Origin of the sequence: Yersinia fenwicki, assembly GCF_043099325.1 — a bacterium.
Lineage (GTDB): Bacteria > Pseudomonadota > Gammaproteobacteria > Enterobacterales > Enterobacteriaceae > Yersinia.
In genome coordinates this window covers 2541319-2557830 of record NZ_CP170755.1, presented here as the reverse complement: position 1 = coordinate 2557830, position 16512 = coordinate 2541319, and the positions used below count along the sequence as shown (strand labels likewise).

Sequence of the window (16512 nt, the reverse complement as noted above, 5' to 3'; positions counted from 1 at the left end):
AAATACCTCAGAGGAGTTTGTAGAGATCCTGAGCGGGCTCAGTCGGAACGCCTTGAATAAAACATTCCACCCCTGCTTTTTTCAGGCCATAAAAAGCTTCAATATCCTGATCGTCAACAGAGACAGTTTTTGCTATCTGTTGCTTACCATCGGCGTAATGCATATTGCCGACGTTGATGCGTGTCACCGGTACTGCACCGTTGACCAACGTCAGAAAGTCTGTTGGGTTTTTGCAAACCAGTAGAATTTTCTGCCGATCGGCCGCGCGGTGAATGTTGTCGATAACTTTTTGCAGTGGCCAAAAGCGCACAGCAATGCCCTCCGCCAGCACCATTTCCATCAAATTTTGCTGAACCTGATCTTCAGCGACTTCATCATTGGCAACCAAAACCAGATTTGCGCCGGAAAAACCGACCCATTGAACGCCGACCTGACCGTGAATGAGGCGCTCATCAATACGACTTAATACAATGTTTGGCATATTTTATTCCTTATTATCATTGTGTTAATGGGATGGCGATGTTCCCAAACAAGCAGCATGGTACTGGTGCAACACATCCTGAATATGGTCGATGATCAATTCGTGTGGTGTAGCGGTAATTCGGCCTTCACGGACCTTAACGTATTGAAGCGGGAGATATTGGCTGATCAGCGGCAGTGGAATCGATTCATCCGCCAAATTTCTCACTAATCTAGAGTAAGCCTCGTCAATATCGTGATCAGGCCAGTAATAGCGAACACGATCGGAGTAGCTGTATCCACGCGCCAACCGCCGCGCATCGTTATTACCGTGATAGTGATGTTTCCAATGTTCGGGATGTTCTAACATGACTGTTTCCAACACATCCCGCAGGCCCGAACACTGATGTGCAGGCCGCAATTCCTGTTCGATAGCCGCCAACGAAAATAGCGCTTCACGTAAAGCAAAAGTGAGCGCAGGGCCGACTTTCAGAATAGCGAAGTGATGTTGGACTAATTGTTGTAAGGCGAGTGGAGTCTGATAATCAGTGGAGTGAGCTTCAAAGACCAGAGTATCAAACCCTTCAATCATCTTACTGAGAGAGAGTGACTTTTCCGGTTGATAATCAATTATATGAGTGTGGTCGAACTCGACACCTGGTTGGACGACTAACCCGATAATACGTGGCCACAGATCATGCAGGCCCCGTTGTTCAAACGCGTGGCGATGGGCTTCTAGTGTGGCTTTTGCCGCCTGTGGTGAGGTGACAGCCAGCTCTGACAAGGTTTCATGCGCCCCACCAGGAACGGGGACTTCTGTTCCGATGATATATACCAAGTCGGATGAACCTTGCATTTCTTTGCAGGTTTGTTCCGCAATCTGAGCTAATCTGGCTGCGCGAGTGGCAACGATTTCGTCCGTTAATGGCACCGGATCATCGGTGCAAGACATACTACAGTCGAGGTGGATTTTCTTAAATCCAGCGGCCACATAGTGGCGGATAAGCTCTTCCGCATGAGACATGGCTTCTGTCGCAGGCGTGTTTTGCCAGCGATTGGGCCCGAGGTGATCTCCCCCTAAAACTAATTGGTCGCGGGGGAAGTGATGGCTATCCGCCATTTGCTCAACAAACCGATGAAAATCAGCCGGCGTCATACCGGTATAGCCACCATACTGATCGACCTGGTTGGAAGTCGCTTCTATTAATAAGATGGATTGCGTGTCCCGTGCGTGACGCAGTGCCGCTTCCAAGACCAGCGGGTGAGCAGAACAGACGGCAAAGATGCCACATCCTGTATCCTGTTTATGGTCAGCCACAAACTCGGTTAAATGTTTCACTTTCCTCTCCGTATGAGTTAGATATCTCTTTGTCTTTCGATTTGTTTCATTTAATACTGCTTTATGGGTTAATAAAAACAAAATGAAAGATAATGGAATTGGGATCTGTTTCGCAAAAGAAACATAATGAAAGGTTTTTTACGGCGTAAGACTGCAGATTTTCAGTCATGTTAAGACTTGCTTTCCGGCAAAGGAAAGGCGTTAATAGATGAAGTGAAATGAAACGAAAGGCTTCTAGAAAGGATCACCTATGAGCAATACTGATTCGACAATGGATAAACGGATAACAGGTACCAGTGAACGGCGTGAGCAAATTATTCAGCGCCTTCGCCAACAGGGAAGTGTCCAGGTTAATGATTTATCGTCATTCTTTGGCGTTTCAACGGTGACTATCCGCAACGATCTGGCTTTTTTGGAAAAACAGGGGATTGCCGTGCGTGCCTATGGTGGTGCCTTGGTTTGTGATGGCGGCACGCCAGCCGTTGAGCCAACCGTAGAAGATAAAAGCGCCCTGAATACTTCTCTAAAACGTCGCATTGCTCGTGTTGCAGCAGGTCTGATAAAACCTGGGCATCGCGTTATCCTCGATTCTGGTACGACCACCTGCGAAATCGCGCGACATATGCGTAATCATAAGGAGGTTATTGCCATGACCAATGGCATGAATGTGGCGAACTCGTTGCTGGATGCCGAAGGCGTGGAACTGTTGATGACCGGTGGGCATTTGCGCCGCCAGTCGTTATCTTTCTATGGGGATCAAGCTGATCAATCTTTGCAAAATTATCATTTCGATATGCTTTTTCTCGGAGTAGATGCTATCAGTCTTGAACGCGGGGTGAGCACTCATAATGAAGATGAAGCGCGTTTAAACCGTCGGATGTGTGAAGTGGCGGAACGCATTATTGTGGTCACTGACTCCAGTAAATTTAACCGTTCCAGTTTGCATAAAATTATTGATACCCAGCGCATCCATATGGTGATTACCGATAAAGGTATTCCCGACGACAGTTTGAATGGATTACGCAGAGTTGGGATTGAAGTGATTCTGGTTGGTGAGTAAAAGCATTCTTTTATCCATATAATAGAAAACTTAATAACGTAGGGTTATTGAGTGTTGATATTTTCAGTATCAAAGGATTTTATGTTTAGCAAACACACGCTAATTTACTCACCTGCGCTGATAGCGTCGGTTTTTTTGCTGACCGGCTGCCCGCCGCCACCTGATTTAACGCAATGGCAGCGACCGAATTCGACGGTGAATGAAGCCCGCGTAGCAATGGGGCAATGTGGTGTTCCTCTGCCAGGGCCTCAACCCGACTTTACCGATAACGAGACGGTGTTGTATTACCACTGTATGGAGCAACAAGGTTTTGTTTTTAAACATGGTTTTAAGATTTGTGACGTTTATGAACAAACGCCTGCCTGTGTTGCACAGAAACAGGGGAGAGCAGTGAGTCTACGCCAGCTTGAGGCGCTGCCTTTTGTCGCTGATAGTGGATTCCACCCCATCAAGCCGGATTCGGGTATTGATCAATCTTCACGAATAAGCTGGCGTAAAGCAGGGGCTTCATTGCATTTCTCATATGCCATTGAGAATGACCGTGTTGCCAAACAAATGATGTACCAGTGTGGTTATCCTCAACCCCTGGGTTCAAATTCCTTTGTTCCTACTATTAGAAAGGCGGCTGATATACAGCGCTGCATGCTGGATAACGGTTTTGAGCCCAAAAGAAAACTCATGTTGGTGTGCCGTAACTATCCGCAAGTCACTGGGTGTCAGAAATAGTATTCTCTCTCCCCATATTTAATATTGATTATTAGACAGAAAAGTTATCTCTATGACATGAGCTTTAAGTGTTTTGTTCGTCTTTTTCAAGTTGGAGAGGCACTTTCAATATAGGTAGGTAGGCTTTTTTACATCCCCATACACATCTTGACATTTGTTGCTCTATTCTCAGGTTGTTTACTCCACTTTATTGGTGAAGATTATGAATAACTTGATGCAACAATTACAGTCAATGCTAGGGCAGACAACGAAAAAGAACGGTGATGGAGCTTCTGGTCTGAGTAATCTGTTAGTGCCTGGTGCATTGGGTGGTCTTGCCGGCTTACTCGTTGGCAGTAAATCCTCACGTAAACTGCTGAGCAAATATGGTAGTAGTGCGTTATTAGCTGGCGGTGGCGCGGTACTGGGAACCGTGTTATGGAATAAATATAAAGACAGAATTCGCCAGAACCATCAGGATGAACCGCAGTATGGTCAGCAAGCCGCCCCAGTAGATCAACGTGTGCAGCGGTTGGTTATAGCACTGGTATTTGCGGCCAAAAGTGATGGGCATATTGATGCGAAAGAACGCAGTATCATTGAGCAGAATATGCGCGAAGCTGGTATCAGTGAGCAGGGTGAACGCCTGGTGCAACAGGCAATTGACCAGCCATTGGATCCTCAATTACTGGCGCGTGATATTCAAAATGAAGAGGAAGCGTTGGAGCTCTACTTCTTGAGTTGTGCCGTCATTGATGTGGACCACTTTATGGAGCGTAGCTATCTTGCCGCGCTGGGCGACGCACTGAAAATTCCACAAGATGTTCGTGATGGAATTGAACAAGACATTCGAGAGAAAAAGCAAAGCATTACCGACTAATTTATTCGCTGGTGGCCTGTGGTATTCTCCAATAGGCCACTGTTCAAACAGGGTTATTAGATGTTGATACAGCGCTATCCTCCCTAAGACTTAATTTCAGATAATAACCACAGAGCAAAATCCCGCATAGCCGGCGTTTCAGTGCGAGACTGTAGGCGAGTTAACCAATATCCCCCGAGGCTGACTGTCATGCTAAAAGGTTGGATTATGCGTTCACTACGCAGCAGGTGCATAAACATGGCGGGGGGAGCCAGTGCGATACCTATTTCTGCCTGCGCCGCTTCCAGCATACTGACTGACGAGTCGAACGTCATTATTTGCTGGGAAGGTGAAGGTACTGACCCTCCTGCAGCAGCAAACCAAGCCGACCATTCATCGCGACGATAGGAACGAAGCAGCATAAACTTCTGAAGATCAGTAGGATGGCTTAATTCTTTAGCAAATGAGGGGGCGCACAGGGGAGTAAGTGGGGCATCACATAAAAATTGTGACTCAGTGCCGTGCCAGGCCCCATTACCGTAGCGAATAGCATAATCCAGCCCTTCAGCCACGACATCGACACGATTATTATGTGTTGAAAGTAAAATATCTACATGTGGGAAATGTTGTTGAAAGTCCCTCAGTCGAGACAATAAATAGCCTGTTGCAAAGGTCCCAACAACGCCCACCCTGACTTTTTCACGCATTATTCCAGCGGAGAAACGGTCTAGCGTATCGGCGATACGATCAAAAGAATCGTTCAGGATGGGGAGCAGATTCTCCCCTTAGGTTGTGAGCACTAATCCGCGTGAAATACGAATGAAGAGGCGGCAGTTGAGGCGCTGTTCCAGCGCTTTGACCTGCTGACTTATTGCTGCATGGGTAACATTTAATTCGATAGCAGCCTTAGTAAAACTTAACTGTCTGGCCGCAGCCTCGAAGGCGCGAAGTGAATTTAACGGAATATAGCTACGAACCATAGATTTACTTGTTAGATTTTCTATTATCAAGTGCTAAATATAATCGATTGTTATCCGTAGTCAATCATTGCAGAATCTTCAACGCAAAAGGAGCCACACTGCATGCCATTTACCATTCTATGGAAGATTTACTAATGATGAAAAAGTCTATAATCAATACCTTGATCTTTACCGCTATCGCAACTTTCCCACTTTATACTTTGGCACAAACCAAACTTACGGAGCAGCAGGTTGCCACTATCGTCAATAAAACGCTGACGCCGTTGCTCGAAAAACAGGATATTCCCGGTATGGCCGTCGCAGTATTTTATGACGGAAAGCCGCAATTCTTTAACTATGGCATGGCGGATATAAAAACAGGTCGTCCGGTAACCGAAAATACACTGTTTGAACTCGGTTCAGTGAGTAAGACCTTTACCGGCGTCGCCGGAGAATATGCCATGCAAACCGGTATTATGAACCTTAATGATCCCGTGACGGAATATGCTCCCGAACTAACGGGTAGCCAGTGGAAAGATGTGAAAATGTTGCATCTGGCTACGTACACTGCGGGTGGACTTCCTTTGCAACTCCCGGATTCGGTGACCGACCAAAAATCATTGTGGCAATATTATCAACAATGGCAGCCACAGTGGGCTCCTGGGGTGATGCGCAATTATTCTAATGCCAGCATTGGACTATTCGGCGCGCTCGCGGTGAAAAGAAGTCAGTTAACATTTGAAAACTATATGAAGGAACATGTGTTCCAGCCTTTAAAACTGGATCATACTTTTATCACTGTCCCCGAATCCATGCAGTCAAATTATGCGTGGGGATATAAAGATGGTCAGCCAGTGCGTGTCACCCTAGGCATGCTGGGTGAGGAAGCCTATGGAGTGAAATCCACCTCGAAAGATATGGTGAGATTTATGCAGGCCAATATGGACCCAGACACCTTACCTGCCGGTAACGATAAGCTAAAAGAAGCGATCATCGCATCTCAATCACGTTATTTCCAAGCAGGAGACATGTTCCAAGGCTTGGGATGGGAAATGTATAACTGGCCTATCAATCCACAGAGGGTGATTGCCGATAGTGGCAATGATATTGCGCTGAAACCACGTAAGGTTGAGGCATTGGTACCCGCACAGCCTGCCGTGCGAGCATCTTGGGTTCATAAGACCGGTGCGACCAATGGCTTCGGCGCTTATATTGTATTCATCCCAGAGGAGAAGGTTGGCATAGTGATGTTAGCGAACAAGAATTACCCTAATCCAGTCCGCGTACAAGCAGCATATGATATTCTTCAAGCATTGCGTTGAGACGACAGATAGCTAAACATTTCTGCTGCGTTTCCACGAGATAAATTGAAGCATTGTAAAAAAAAATCCACGCAAGTGCGTGGATTTTTTATTGATTGTTATTCTTCATGAGGCTCAGTAAATCCTCATGAGACAACAAAAGCGGTTTAGACGTTGAACAAGAAGTTCATTACATCGCCATCTTTTACAATGTAATCTTTACCTTCTGAACGCATCTTCCCAGCTTCTTTTGCACCTTGTTCACCTTTGTAGGTAATAAAGTCGTCAAAAGCGATAGTTTGTGCGCGGATAAAGCCTTTTTCAAAGTCGGTGTGAATTTTACCGGCAGCTTGTGGCGCGGTTGCACCTACAGGGATAGTCCAGGCTCGGACTTCTTTAACACCGGCGGTAAAGTAAGTTTGCAGATTCAACAATTCATAACCGGCACGGATCACACGGTTCAAACCTGGCTCTTCAATACCCAACTCGGCCATAAATTCAGCGCGATCTTCATCTTCCAGCTCTGCAATGTCGGATTCAACCGCCGCACATACGGCAACCACGACTGAACCTTCAGCGGCAGCAATGGCACGCACTTGATCAAGGTATGGGTTATTCTCAAAACCATCTTCATTGACGTTAGCAATATACATGGTTGGTTTCAGCGTCAGGAAGCTCAAATAACGGATGGCCGCTTTATCTTCTGCTGTCAGATTCAACGCACGCAGCATGCCAGCATTCTCTAAATGCGGCAGGCATTTTTCCAGGGCTTCCAGTTCAGCTTTAGCATCCTTATCACCACCTTTGGCTTTCTTCTGCACGCGATGAATAGCACGTTCGCAAGTGTCCAGATCGGACAGCGCTAATTCAGTATTGATGGTGTCAATATCGTCAGCTGGATCAACTTTACCAGCAACATGGATGATGTTGTCATTTTCAAAACAACGCACTACATGTCCAATTGCTTCGGTTTCACGAATATTGGTCAGAAATTGGTTACCCAGCCCTTCACCTTTCGAGGCTCCTTTCACCAGGCCTGCGATATCAACGAATTCCATAGTGGTTGGCAAAATGCGCTGAGGTTTTACAATTTCTGCCAGTTGGTCCAGACGCGGATCCGGCATTGGCACCACACCCGTATTGGGCTCAATGGTACAGAACGGGAAGTTAGCGGCTTCAATACCCGCTTGTGTCAACGCGTTGAACAGGGTGGATTTACCAACGTTAGGCAGGCCCACAATACCGCATTTGAATCCCATGTTTTATATCACCTTAAATAACTTAAAAATCAACTCGTTAGGGTTAACGGGCCGATGTAATCAAAATTTATGCCGCCATTATACACATTCTAACGATTTATCTCGATCACGCTCTTTCATTGTGTGAATTGCTTGCATCGCAATATCCGATAGGTAATTGATTTTTCTGACTCTGTGCTCTGGATCACGCTTCCTCTATCTGAAGTTTTTTGCTTAATGTCCGATAACTAAACATTAGGATCAGCATACTGAATTTGGATTATTCCCATGGAAATGAATATCTATAAATGGCTGATAGTAATTTTGTTTGGGGGAGTGGTTGGGATCTTGGGAATGTGGTTTCTGACGACAGATTCTGAACCTGCTGGGCCAAGTTTTGCAGAGTGGGTTGATCAATATGGTCTGCAAATAGAAAACCGATCAGACAAAAGTTTGAGATATGTGGGTTACCAGAAAAAAACACTGTATGAGGATTTTGACGGTGTTCAATTAAAATTCACCGCCATTAATGACAAGTTCGAGCGTAGCCATGATTTATCAGATAATAGAAAAAAAGCTGCAGATTGGGATACGCTTTTTTGCACTGATGAACTGCAAGATATTGCGGATGAATATGATGCCATAAGTAATCATTTTCTAGGGCGGGTTAGAGTGATTATTGCCGGTGTTGTCCTAACCGGTGAAGGTCAGCAGGGTATCAATGCGTTGTGCAACAAAAATCAATAAAATGAAAGGTAAGGTAAACTCCCCGGTGAATGGCGGGTTCCGGGGAATTAGGCAAACCTTTATGCTGACGCTTTGAAAGAATGTAGGCGATTCATAGCCTTGGTAATATCTTCTTTCAGCAGCACTTCAGTACAGCGAATAGATTCATCAATGGCGTCGTCAATTAAGGTTTGTTCACTGGCAGGGGGTTTGCCCAGAACAAAACCAGTTACTTTACTTTTATCGCCAGGATGGCCGATACCAATGCGTAAACGATAGAAATTAGGATTATTGCCGAGCTTGCTCTGAATATCTTTTAGACCATTATGGCCACCGTTGCCTCCCCCGAGCTTCAATTTCGCCACACCCGGTGGGATATCCAGCTCATCGTGCGCGACTAAAATTTCTTCTGGTAAGATGCGGTAAAACCCTGCCATTGCCGCAACAGCCTTGCCACTTAAATTCATAAAGGTAGACGGTACCAGCAAGCGCACATCTTGGCCTGCCAGATTTAACCGTGCGGTATAACCGAAGAATTTGCTCTCTTCTTTCAGTTGTTGGTTATGGCGCTGCGCCAATAAGTCCACATACCAGGCTCCCGCATTATGGCGGGTTTGGGCATATTCTGCGCCCGGATTTGCCAGTCCAACGATTAATTTAATGCTACTCACATCGTCATTCGCTATTACTAAAGGAATTAAAGTGTGACAGTTTACCTGTCATGGCGCGTAATGACAAAACTGCTGGGGTGAGTTTGCTGGGGGTTAATAATTCGAACGGTGAATAGTTCATTTGTGTAACAATTCAACTTTAGTGCCAAATAACTGGAAAATGTAAAGATTTGTCGGAATATATTCGCCAGTTGTGATCGCAAGCGCAATACCTTTACGGCCAGCCTGACTATACTAAGTTATTAAGTGGACATGAATAATCGCATTAAGCAAGCAATTTCGGATGCTGAACATAGTGATTATTTATTGGCAACCCAAGTGGAGGTGGCATATGAAACGTAAAAGCGCAGCGAGACTCGGTAATGTGCTGATGGGACTGGGATTGGTGACAATGGTCGTTGGGGTAGGTTACTCAATTTTGGCCGAAGTTACACAGTTTGGTTTACCGCAATTCTTTGCCCACGGCGCAGTGATGAGTATTTTTGTTGGTGCTCTGTTATGGCTGGTCGGCGCTCGTATTGGTGGGCGCGAAGAAGTTGCAGACCGTTATTGGTGGGTTAAGCACTTTGATAAACGTTGCAATCGCAACCAGCGCCACTCATAACATCTGAGTGGTTGCACGAGGTATATGACAACATTTAACCTGTTACCGCAGCTCTAAATTGAGCTGATGTCCAGGAGGCGTAATGATGGCTCAAAAATCCGCAGATAATGAACCTATAGAACAAGAGTAGAAAACCCGTTGTAGCAGCCGCTTCAACGGGTTTTTCTTTCTCTGTATTATACCCGTCATACCTCAAACTGCATGTGCGTTGGCTGCCTTCGCTCACCCCAGTCACTTACTTGTGTAAGCTCTAGGGGATTTACTCAGTTGCTGCTTTCCTGCAACTCGAATTATTTAGGGTATAATTCATTCATCAGTTATGAACGCCCACACAATGATGCCAAAGTGGCTCATCATCTTAACTGCGGCCAGATAGCACCGCAGGGATATTCACAACTCAATGTTGATTAATGCTCAAACATCGCAGAGATTGACTCTTCATTACTGATGCGGCGGATGGCTTCAGCCAACATGCCAGACAGTGTCAGAGTACGTACATTTTTCAATGCTTTGATTTCAGCTGACAACGGAATAGTGTCACAAACAATCACTTCGTCAATCACTGAGTGCTTGATGTTTTCAACCGCATTACCAGAGAAGATCGGGTGAGTCGCGTAGGCGAACACACGCTTAGCACCACGTTCTTTCAAGGCTTCAGCCGCTTTACACAAAGTGCCACCGGTATCGATCATATCGTCAACCAATACGCAGTCACGGCCAGCTACGTCACCGATGATATGCATCACCTGAGAAACGTTAGCGCGTGGACGGCGTTTATCGATAATCGCCATATCAGTATCGTTCAGCAGTTTTGCGATGGCTCTGGCGCGAACAACGCCGCCAATGTCTGGAGAAACGACGATGGGGTTTTCCAGATTCTGCTGCAACATGTCTTCCAGCAGGATTGGGCTACCAAATACGTTATCAACCGGAACATCAAAGAAGCCTTGGATCTGTTCAGCATGAAGATCCACTGTCAATACGCGGTCAACCCCAACACTTGAGAGAAAATCGGCAACAACTTTGGCAGTGATCGGCACACGAGCGGAGCGCACACGGCGATCCTGACGGGCGTAACCGAAGTAAGGAATAACAGCAGTAATACGTCCTGCGGAGGCGCGACGCAGGGCATCAACCATGACAACCAGTTCCATCAGGTTATCGTTCGTGGGTGCGCAGGTGGACTGGATGATGAAAATATCACCACCGCGTACATTTTCGTTGATTTGCACGCTCACTTCGCCGTCGCTAAAACGACCTACAGCGGCGTCACCAAGACTGGTGTACAAACGGTTGGCAATACGTTGTGCTAGTTCCGGGGTGGCGTTACCAGCAAAAAGCTTCATATCAGGCACGAGAAGAACCTCAGGCATGCGTCCAGAGAAGATATTGTCAGATCAGTAATCACGGGCGACTATTCATACTGATTGCAATATACATACGGGTATTTAAAACCAAAACAGTATTATGAACCGGCTTTCAATCAAATGAGACAGCTATTTTCACAAACTCAGGTCAGTGGTGCCATGATCTAGACCTTTGTCGTGCATTCTTATCTGTGCTCACTGTTTTCCATTTTCCCAGAGCGTACGCGATGCAGTGGCGAAAGGTTCACTCCACGGGCAACAAAACCGTGCAACCACTCCGGGGCAATACTTAACACCTGCCGGGCCGATGACTCCGTGTCAAATTCTGCAAAGACACAAGCTCCGGTTCCAGTCAGGCGTGACGGGGCATATTCTAACAGCCATGAAAGAGCCTGTTCAACCTCGCGAAAACGTTTTCTTGCGATTGGTTCGCAATCATTTGCGTACGGAGCGCTTAAAAGCGCCGCCAGTGGGCGAATTGGCGTGTTTCTTTTTAATTCCGGATCGGAAAAAATAATGGGTGTTGGGATGTTTACACCGGGGTGTGCCACCAAATACCACTTCTCTACAGGCTCTGCGGGGTGCAACTTTTCACCAACTCCCTCGGCAAAGGCGGCATGACCGCGAACAAATACCGGCACATCGGCCCCCAATGTGAGTCCAAGAGCGGCTAATTCTTCATCAGACAGACCATAGTGCCACAGGGTATTGAGTGCGATTAGCACGGTTGCTGCATTAGACGAACCGCCGCCCAAACCGCCCCCCATAGGCAAGCGTTTATCGATGCTAATATCCGCCCCTCGAGGTACTTTTGCTGAGCTGGGGTATTGTTGCAGCAATCGCGCCGCACGGATTATCAGATTTTGTTCATTTTCCACCCCGACAATGGGGGTTAATAGCCGAATCTGATCGTCATCACGGGGCACAATCGTCAGTTCGTCGCCATAATCGAGAAACTGGAACAGAGTCTGCAATAGGTGATAGCCATCAGCGCGTTGCCCGGTGATATAAAGAAACAAATTCAATTTAGCAGGTGACGGCCAGACGTATTGATTGGTATTCACCATACTATTTGACCGTCCAGTTATCCATCTTCAGTTTGATGCGCTGACCACCCTGACTGAGCTCCATGCGGCTAGGTAATGCCGGTGTGACCTGAGTATTATATGCTTGATAATCAACCACCCACGTAACGCCATTTTGTTGGTAAGTCAGTTGTTTCAGGCGATATTTATCGTCGAGAGTAAAATCAGTGGTATCACCCGGCAAGCCCAGAATCCATTGGCGTAAACTTTCCAACGGAATCGACATCCCGGTTAATTTTTGAATCATTTCTTGTGGATCATTACTGACATAGCGTTTGCCTTGATTGTCCGTCAATTGGCTCACCCCGGGTTGTACGACCAATTCTAATTCGGTGCTACCCAACGGATTGGTCAGCAACAGGCGATAGCGCTCAGGGGCCGTTTGTTGCCAGAAGAAACGCGCATAAACTTTTTGTTTTTCTGAGAGATAAGCAAAGGCACCGCGGGTTTGAAACTGGCTCAATTGCTGCAACTGTTGCTCATGCTGACGCCATTGTGGCGATGTGGGGCTGGTCGCAGGGCCGGATGGTGGCGTGGTGCTACAGGCGGCTAATAGCAAAGTAGCTAATGGAAGTAGACGATAAAAACTGATTTTGCGCTGAGGCATATGGGTATAAATCCTATCGGTCGCACTGGCGGCACGTTTTATAAAGCATCATTATGATAAAGCAAATTCGGTTGTTGCGTATGAATAATGGGCATCATTGTTGCTCACGCTAACGACCTGAGGGCTGAGCGTCAATATCTTGTTCTGTGTTGTACATCATATAATCAATTATTGAGCATAATTTGGGATAATACTTAGGATGATGCACTGCGACTTTTATTGATCCCGCGCATCAAGTAGAATGCGGTTCAGACGAGAATCCATACTAACATCAGTATTACTCGAAGCCGTTCTCATGACTCTGCTTGCATTAGGCATTAACCACAAAACTGCTCCTGTATCGTTACGTGAACGGGTGACATTTTCACCTGAATCGATCGATCAGGCACTTGCTAGCTTGCTCCAACAGCCGTTGGTGCAGGGCGGTGTCGTGTTGTCTACGTGTAACCGAACTGAGTTATATCTCAGCGTAGAACAGCAAGAAAACCTGCACGAACAACTGATTGCCTGGCTGTGTAACTATCATAAGCTCAGCCTGGATGAAGTGAAAAAGAGTCTCTATTGGCATCACGGCAATGACGCCGTCAGCCATCTGATGCGCGTTGCCAGTGGGCTGGACTCCCTGGTGTTGGGCGAGCCGCAAATTCTGGGACAGGTAAAAAAAGCCTTTGCTGAGTCGCAACGCGAGCAATCGCTCTCTGGCGAATTGGAGCGGTTATTCCAAAAAACATTCTCGGTCGCCAAACGGGTTCGTACAGAAACTGAAATTGGTGCCAATGCTGTTTCGGTGGCGTTTGCCGCCTGTACATTGGCACGGCAAATCTTTGAATCCCTGTCCGAGTTGAATGTATTGTTGGTTGGCGCGGGGGAAACCATTGAGCTGGTAGCTCGTCATCTTAGAGAACATCAAGTCAAGCATATGATTATTGCTAACCGTACCCGCGAGCGCGCCCAAGCGCTGGCGACAGAGGTCGGAGCAGAGGTCATTACATTGCCAGAAATTGATGCGCGTTTAGCCGATGCCGATATTATTATCAGTTCAACCGCCAGCCCGCTGCCCATTATTGGTAAAGGGATGGTGGAGCGCGCGCTGAAAAGCCGCCGCAATCAACCCATGTTGTTTGTTGATATCGCGGTGCCGCGTGATATTGAGCCGGAAGTGGGTAAACTGTCGAATGCCTATTTATACAGTGTTGATGATTTACAGGCGATTATTCAGCACAATATGGCGCAACGCCAGGCTGCCGCAGTTCAGGCAGAGTCGATAGTACAGCAAGAAAGTATGAATTTTATGACCTGGTTACGCGCTCAAGGTGCGGTAGAAACCATTCGTGATTATCGCTCTCAGGCTGAACAAGTTCGTAGTGAGATGACGGCAAAAGCGTTAGCCGCCATTGAGCAGGGTGCCAATGTTGAGCAGGTGGTAAATGAATTGGCTCATAAGCTAACCAACCGTCTGATTCATGCTCCCACCAAATCCCTCCAGCAAGCTGCCAGTGATGGCGATATGGAGCGGTTGCAATTATTACGCGACAGCCTTGGGCTGGATCAGCACTAGTTTCCTCTAATTACAGGGTTTAAAACCACGGATGAAGTCTTCTATTGTTGCCAAATTGGAAGCGTTACAAGAGCGCCACGAAGAAGTGTTAGCGCACCTTGGCGATGCCAATGTTATTGCCGACCAAGACCGTTTCCGCGCGTTATCACGTGAATATGCGCAATTGACGGATGTTACTCGCTGTTTCAAAGAATGGCGCAGTGTACAAGATGATATCGAAGCAGCAGAAATGATGCTCGATGATCCCGAAATGCGAGAAATGGCGCAGGATGAGCTGAAAGAAGCTAAAGCTCGTTGTGAAGAGCTGGAACAGCAACTGCAAGTTCTGTTACTACCTAAAGATCCTGATGATGAGCGTGATTGCTTCCTGGAAATCCGCGCAGGAACCGGTGGTGACGAAGCGGCTATTTTTGCCGGTGACATGTTCCGCATGTATAGCCGCTACGCTGAAGCCCGTCGCTGGAAAGTGGAAATAATGAGCGCCAGCGAAGGTGAACATGGCGGTTATAAAGAAGTGATTGCCAAGGTATCCGGTGATGGCGTCTTTGGGCAGTTAAAATTTGAGTCGGGTGGTCATCGTGTTCAGCGCGTACCAGAAACCGAATCGCAAGGCCGAATCCATACTTCTGCTTGTACGGTGGCGGTGATGCCGGCTATTCCCGAAGCTGAAATGCCGGAAATCAATGCGGGTGATTTGCGCATCGATACCTTCCGCTCTTCAGGTGCCGGTGGTCAGCACGTTAACACCACGGATTCAGCCATTCGTATTACCCATATTCCCACCGGAATTGTGGTGGAATGTCAGGACGAGCGCTCGCAACATAAGAACAAAGCCAAGGCGATGTCAGTGTTGGGCGCACGTATTCGTGCCGCCGAGATGCAAAAACGTCAGCTAGCCGAGGCCTCTGAGCGCCGTAACTTATTAGGCTCTGGTGACCGTTCTGACCGCAATCGTACCTATAACTTCCCTCAAGGACGCGTGACAGATCATCGTATCAACCTGACACTTTACCGTCTGGATGAGGTGATGGAAGGTAAACTGGATATGCTTATCCAGCCGATTGTGCAGGAATATCAAGCTGATCAGCTCTCTGCGTTGTCCGAGCAAGATTAATGGATTATCAGCAGTGGCTGTCGCAAGCGGCAGCCCGTTTTAACCAAAGTGACAGTCCAAAACGCGACGCCGAAATTCTACTGAGTTTCGTTACAGGACGCGCTCGTACCTATTTATTGGCCTTTGGTGAAACCCCACTTACTGCCGAGCAATTGGCGGCGTTAGAACCCTTGGCCGCGCGTCGTGAACAAGGTGAGCCGGTTGCCTATCTGGTGGGAGAGCGTGAATTTTGGTCTCTGCCGTTGAGTGTTTCCTCCGCCACATTAATTCCCCGTCCGGACACCGAGTGCCTAGTTGAGCAAGCTTTGGCGTATTTGCCTGCCACTCCATGTCGTATTCTGGATTTAGGAACGGGCACTGGTGCTATTGCTTTGGCATTAGCCAGCGAGCGCCCAGATTGCACGGTGATAGGGGTTGATATTAAAGCTGATGCTGTTGCTCTGGCCTGCCATAATGCCCAAAAACTCGCGATAAATAATGTGGATTTCCTGCAAAGTAGCTGGTTTGACTCGGTGAGTGGGCGATTTATGCTGATTGTGAGCAATCCTCCCTATATCGATGCCAATGATCCTCATCTTAATGAAGGTGATGTGCGCTATGAACCACATAGTGCGCTGGTGGCTGAGGCTGAGGGAGTAGCTGATCTGGCTGAAATTATTCGCCAATCTCCGGCTTATTTAGAGGTGGGGGGATGGTTGATGTTGGAGCATGGTTGGCAACAAGCCACAGTGGTACAGAAGCTGCTTAACAAGACGGGATTTAGTGCTGTAATGACGTATAAAGATTATGGTAATAATGATCGTGTGACTTTGGGTCAATGGGCACTTAAACAAGAAAATTCCCGTTCAGCATAAATTAAG

General features: G+C 47.1%; 16 protein-coding genes and 1 pseudogene. 9 read left to right on the top strand and 8 right to left on the bottom strand.

Annotated features, from left to right (window positions below):
• Positions 1-7 precede the first annotated feature (7 nt).
• Positions 8-481 carry a PTS N-acetylgalactosamine transporter subunit IIB gene (gene agaV / locus ACF3VQ_RS11805; protein WP_075336749.1) on the bottom strand — a complete coding sequence of 158 codons (474 nt, stop codon included), beginning with the start codon at positions 479-481 and terminating at the stop codon, positions 8-10.
• A 24-nt stretch (positions 482-505) separates the two neighbouring features.
• On the bottom strand, positions 506-1798 hold the full coding sequence (kbaZ, locus tag ACF3VQ_RS11800) for a tagatose-bisphosphate aldolase subunit KbaZ (protein ID WP_392431033.1): 1293 nt from the start codon (positions 1796-1798) through the stop codon (positions 506-508).
• A 250-nt stretch (positions 1799-2048) separates the two neighbouring features.
• Between kbaZ and ACF3VQ_RS11795 the strand changes: the two genes are divergently transcribed.
• The 3 genes from ACF3VQ_RS11795 to ACF3VQ_RS11785 all read left to right on the top strand — a co-directional run bounded on the left by ACF3VQ_RS11795 (position 2049) and on the right by ACF3VQ_RS11785 (position 4443).
• The gene (locus tag ACF3VQ_RS11795; protein WP_392431032.1) at positions 2049-2858 is read left to right on the top strand and encodes a DeoR family transcriptional regulator; all 810 of its coding nucleotides are present in this window, start codon (positions 2049-2051) and stop codon (positions 2856-2858) included.
• A gap of 81 nt (positions 2859-2939) precedes the next feature.
• Entirely contained in the window at positions 2940-3584 is a 645-nt protein-coding gene (locus ACF3VQ_RS11790) for a hypothetical protein (RefSeq protein WP_392431030.1), read from the top strand.
• 202 nt (positions 3585-3786) lie between these two features.
• Entirely contained in the window at positions 3787-4443 is a 657-nt protein-coding gene (locus tag ACF3VQ_RS11785; RefSeq protein ID WP_392431028.1) for a tellurite resistance TerB family protein, read from the top strand.
• 83 nt (positions 4444-4526) lie between these two features.
• Here ACF3VQ_RS11785 and ampR read toward each other — a convergent pair.
• Positions 4527-5402: pseudogene (gene ampR, locus ACF3VQ_RS11780) on the bottom strand (LysR family transcriptional regulator AmpR).
• Between the two features lie 134 nt (positions 5403-5536).
• Between ampR and ampC the strand changes: the two are divergent.
• A complete protein-coding gene (gene ampC / locus ACF3VQ_RS11775; RefSeq protein ID WP_392431026.1) occupies positions 5537-6703 on the top strand; it encodes a class C beta-lactamase in 1167 nt (388 codons plus the stop codon).
• A gap of 146 nt (positions 6704-6849) precedes the next feature.
• Here ampC and ychF read toward each other — a convergent pair whose 3' ends face one another.
• Positions 6850-7941, bottom strand: coding sequence for a redox-regulated ATPase YchF (gene ychF / locus ACF3VQ_RS11770; RefSeq protein WP_392431024.1), 1092 nt, complete (start codon positions 7939-7941; stop codon positions 6850-6852).
• Between the two features lie 267 nt (positions 7942-8208).
• Between ychF and ACF3VQ_RS11765 the strand changes: the two genes are divergently transcribed.
• Positions 8209-8667 carry a hypothetical protein gene (locus ACF3VQ_RS11765; protein ID WP_392431022.1) on the top strand — a complete coding sequence of 153 codons (459 nt, stop codon included), beginning with the start codon at positions 8209-8211 and terminating at the stop codon, positions 8665-8667.
• A 59-nt stretch (positions 8668-8726) separates the two neighbouring features.
• Here ACF3VQ_RS11765 and pth read toward each other — a convergent pair whose 3' ends face one another.
• Positions 8727-9317, bottom strand: a complete 591-nt coding sequence (gene pth, locus ACF3VQ_RS11760) for an aminoacyl-tRNA hydrolase (protein ID WP_392431020.1) — start codon at positions 9315-9317, stop codon at positions 8727-8729.
• Positions 9318-9648: 331 nt separating this feature from the next.
• On the opposite strand from pth, the gene ychH reads away from it, so the two are divergent.
• On the top strand, positions 9649-9921 hold the full coding sequence (gene ychH / locus ACF3VQ_RS11755; RefSeq protein WP_005161340.1) for a stress-induced protein YchH: 273 nt from the start codon (positions 9649-9651) through the stop codon (positions 9919-9921).
• A 407-nt stretch (positions 9922-10328) separates the two neighbouring features.
• Here the strand turns inward: ychH and prs are convergent, their stop codons facing one another.
• The 3 genes from prs to lolB all read right to left on the bottom strand — a co-directional run bounded on the left by prs (position 10329) and on the right by lolB (position 12980).
• Positions 10329-11276, bottom strand: a complete 948-nt coding sequence (gene prs / locus ACF3VQ_RS11750) for a ribose-phosphate diphosphokinase (RefSeq protein WP_004390739.1) — start codon at positions 11274-11276, stop codon at positions 10329-10331.
• A 197-nt stretch (positions 11277-11473) separates the two neighbouring features.
• Complete coding sequence (gene ispE / locus ACF3VQ_RS11745) at positions 11474-12355, bottom strand: 4-(cytidine 5'-diphospho)-2-C-methyl-D-erythritol kinase (protein ID WP_392431017.1); 882 nt, start codon at positions 12353-12355, stop codon at positions 11474-11476.
• Position 12356: 1 nt separating this feature from the next.
• Positions 12357-12980 (bottom strand): lipoprotein insertase outer membrane protein LolB, encoded by a 624-nt coding sequence (lolB, locus tag ACF3VQ_RS11740; protein WP_392431015.1) that lies wholly within the window; start codon positions 12978-12980, stop codon positions 12357-12359.
• A gap of 295 nt (positions 12981-13275) precedes the next feature.
• Here lolB and hemA point away from each other — a divergent pair, with 295 nt between their 5' ends.
• From hemA to prmC, 3 genes are read left to right on the top strand one after another with little or no spacing between them, the layout of a single operon-like run.
• Complete coding sequence (hemA, locus tag ACF3VQ_RS11735) at positions 13276-14538, top strand: glutamyl-tRNA reductase (protein WP_392431013.1); 1263 nt, start codon at positions 13276-13278, stop codon at positions 14536-14538.
• 31 nt (positions 14539-14569) lie between these two features.
• A complete protein-coding gene (prfA, locus tag ACF3VQ_RS11730; RefSeq protein ID WP_392431011.1) occupies positions 14570-15652 on the top strand; it encodes a peptide chain release factor 1 in 1083 nt (360 codons plus the stop codon).
• The gene (gene prmC, locus ACF3VQ_RS11725; RefSeq protein WP_392431008.1) at positions 15652-16506 is read left to right on the top strand and encodes a peptide chain release factor N(5)-glutamine methyltransferase; all 855 of its coding nucleotides are present in this window, start codon (positions 15652-15654) and stop codon (positions 16504-16506) included. Before prfA ends, prmC begins: the two co-directional genes overlap by 1 nt.
• Positions 16507-16512 lie beyond the last annotated feature (6 nt).

What these genes read in the sequence shown, in the direction of transcription:
- hemA (WP_392431013.1), top strand. Translation starts at nt 13,276, where the DNA reads ATGACTCTGCTTGCATTAGGCATTAACCACAAAACTGCTCCTGTATCG.
- ACF3VQ_RS11785 (WP_392431028.1), top strand. Translation starts at nt 3,787, where the DNA reads ATGAATAACTTGATGCAACAATTACAGTCAATGCTAGGGCAGACAACG.
- ACF3VQ_RS11790 (WP_392431030.1), top strand. Translation starts at nt 2,940, where the DNA reads ATGTTTAGCAAACACACGCTAATTTACTCACCTGCGCTGATAGCGTCG.
- prmC (WP_392431008.1), top strand. Translation starts at nt 15,652, where the DNA reads ATGGATTATCAGCAGTGGCTGTCGCAAGCGGCAGCCCGTTTTAACCAA.
- ychH (WP_005161340.1), top strand. Translation starts at nt 9,649, where the DNA reads ATGAAACGTAAAAGCGCAGCGAGACTCGGTAATGTGCTGATGGGACTG.
- ACF3VQ_RS11795 (WP_392431032.1), top strand. Translation starts at nt 2,049, where the DNA reads ATGAGCAATACTGATTCGACAATGGATAAACGGATAACAGGTACCAGT.
- lolB (WP_392431015.1), bottom strand. Translation starts at nt 12,980, where the DNA reads ATGCCTCAGCGCAAAATCAGTTTTTATCGTCTACTTCCATTAGCTACT.
- prfA (WP_392431011.1), top strand. Translation starts at nt 14,570, where the DNA reads ATGAAGTCTTCTATTGTTGCCAAATTGGAAGCGTTACAAGAGCGCCAC.
- ychF (WP_392431024.1), bottom strand. Translation starts at nt 7,941, where the DNA reads ATGGGATTCAAATGCGGTATTGTGGGCCTGCCTAACGTTGGTAAATCC.
- ampC (WP_392431026.1), top strand. Translation starts at nt 5,537, where the DNA reads ATGATGAAAAAGTCTATAATCAATACCTTGATCTTTACCGCTATCGCA.
- agaV (WP_075336749.1), bottom strand. Translation starts at nt 481, where the DNA reads ATGCCAAACATTGTATTAAGTCGTATTGATGAGCGCCTCATTCACGGT.
- ispE (WP_392431017.1), bottom strand. Translation starts at nt 12,355, where the DNA reads ATGGTGAATACCAATCAATACGTCTGGCCGTCACCTGCTAAATTGAAT.
- ACF3VQ_RS11765 (WP_392431022.1), top strand. Translation starts at nt 8,209, where the DNA reads ATGGAAATGAATATCTATAAATGGCTGATAGTAATTTTGTTTGGGGGA.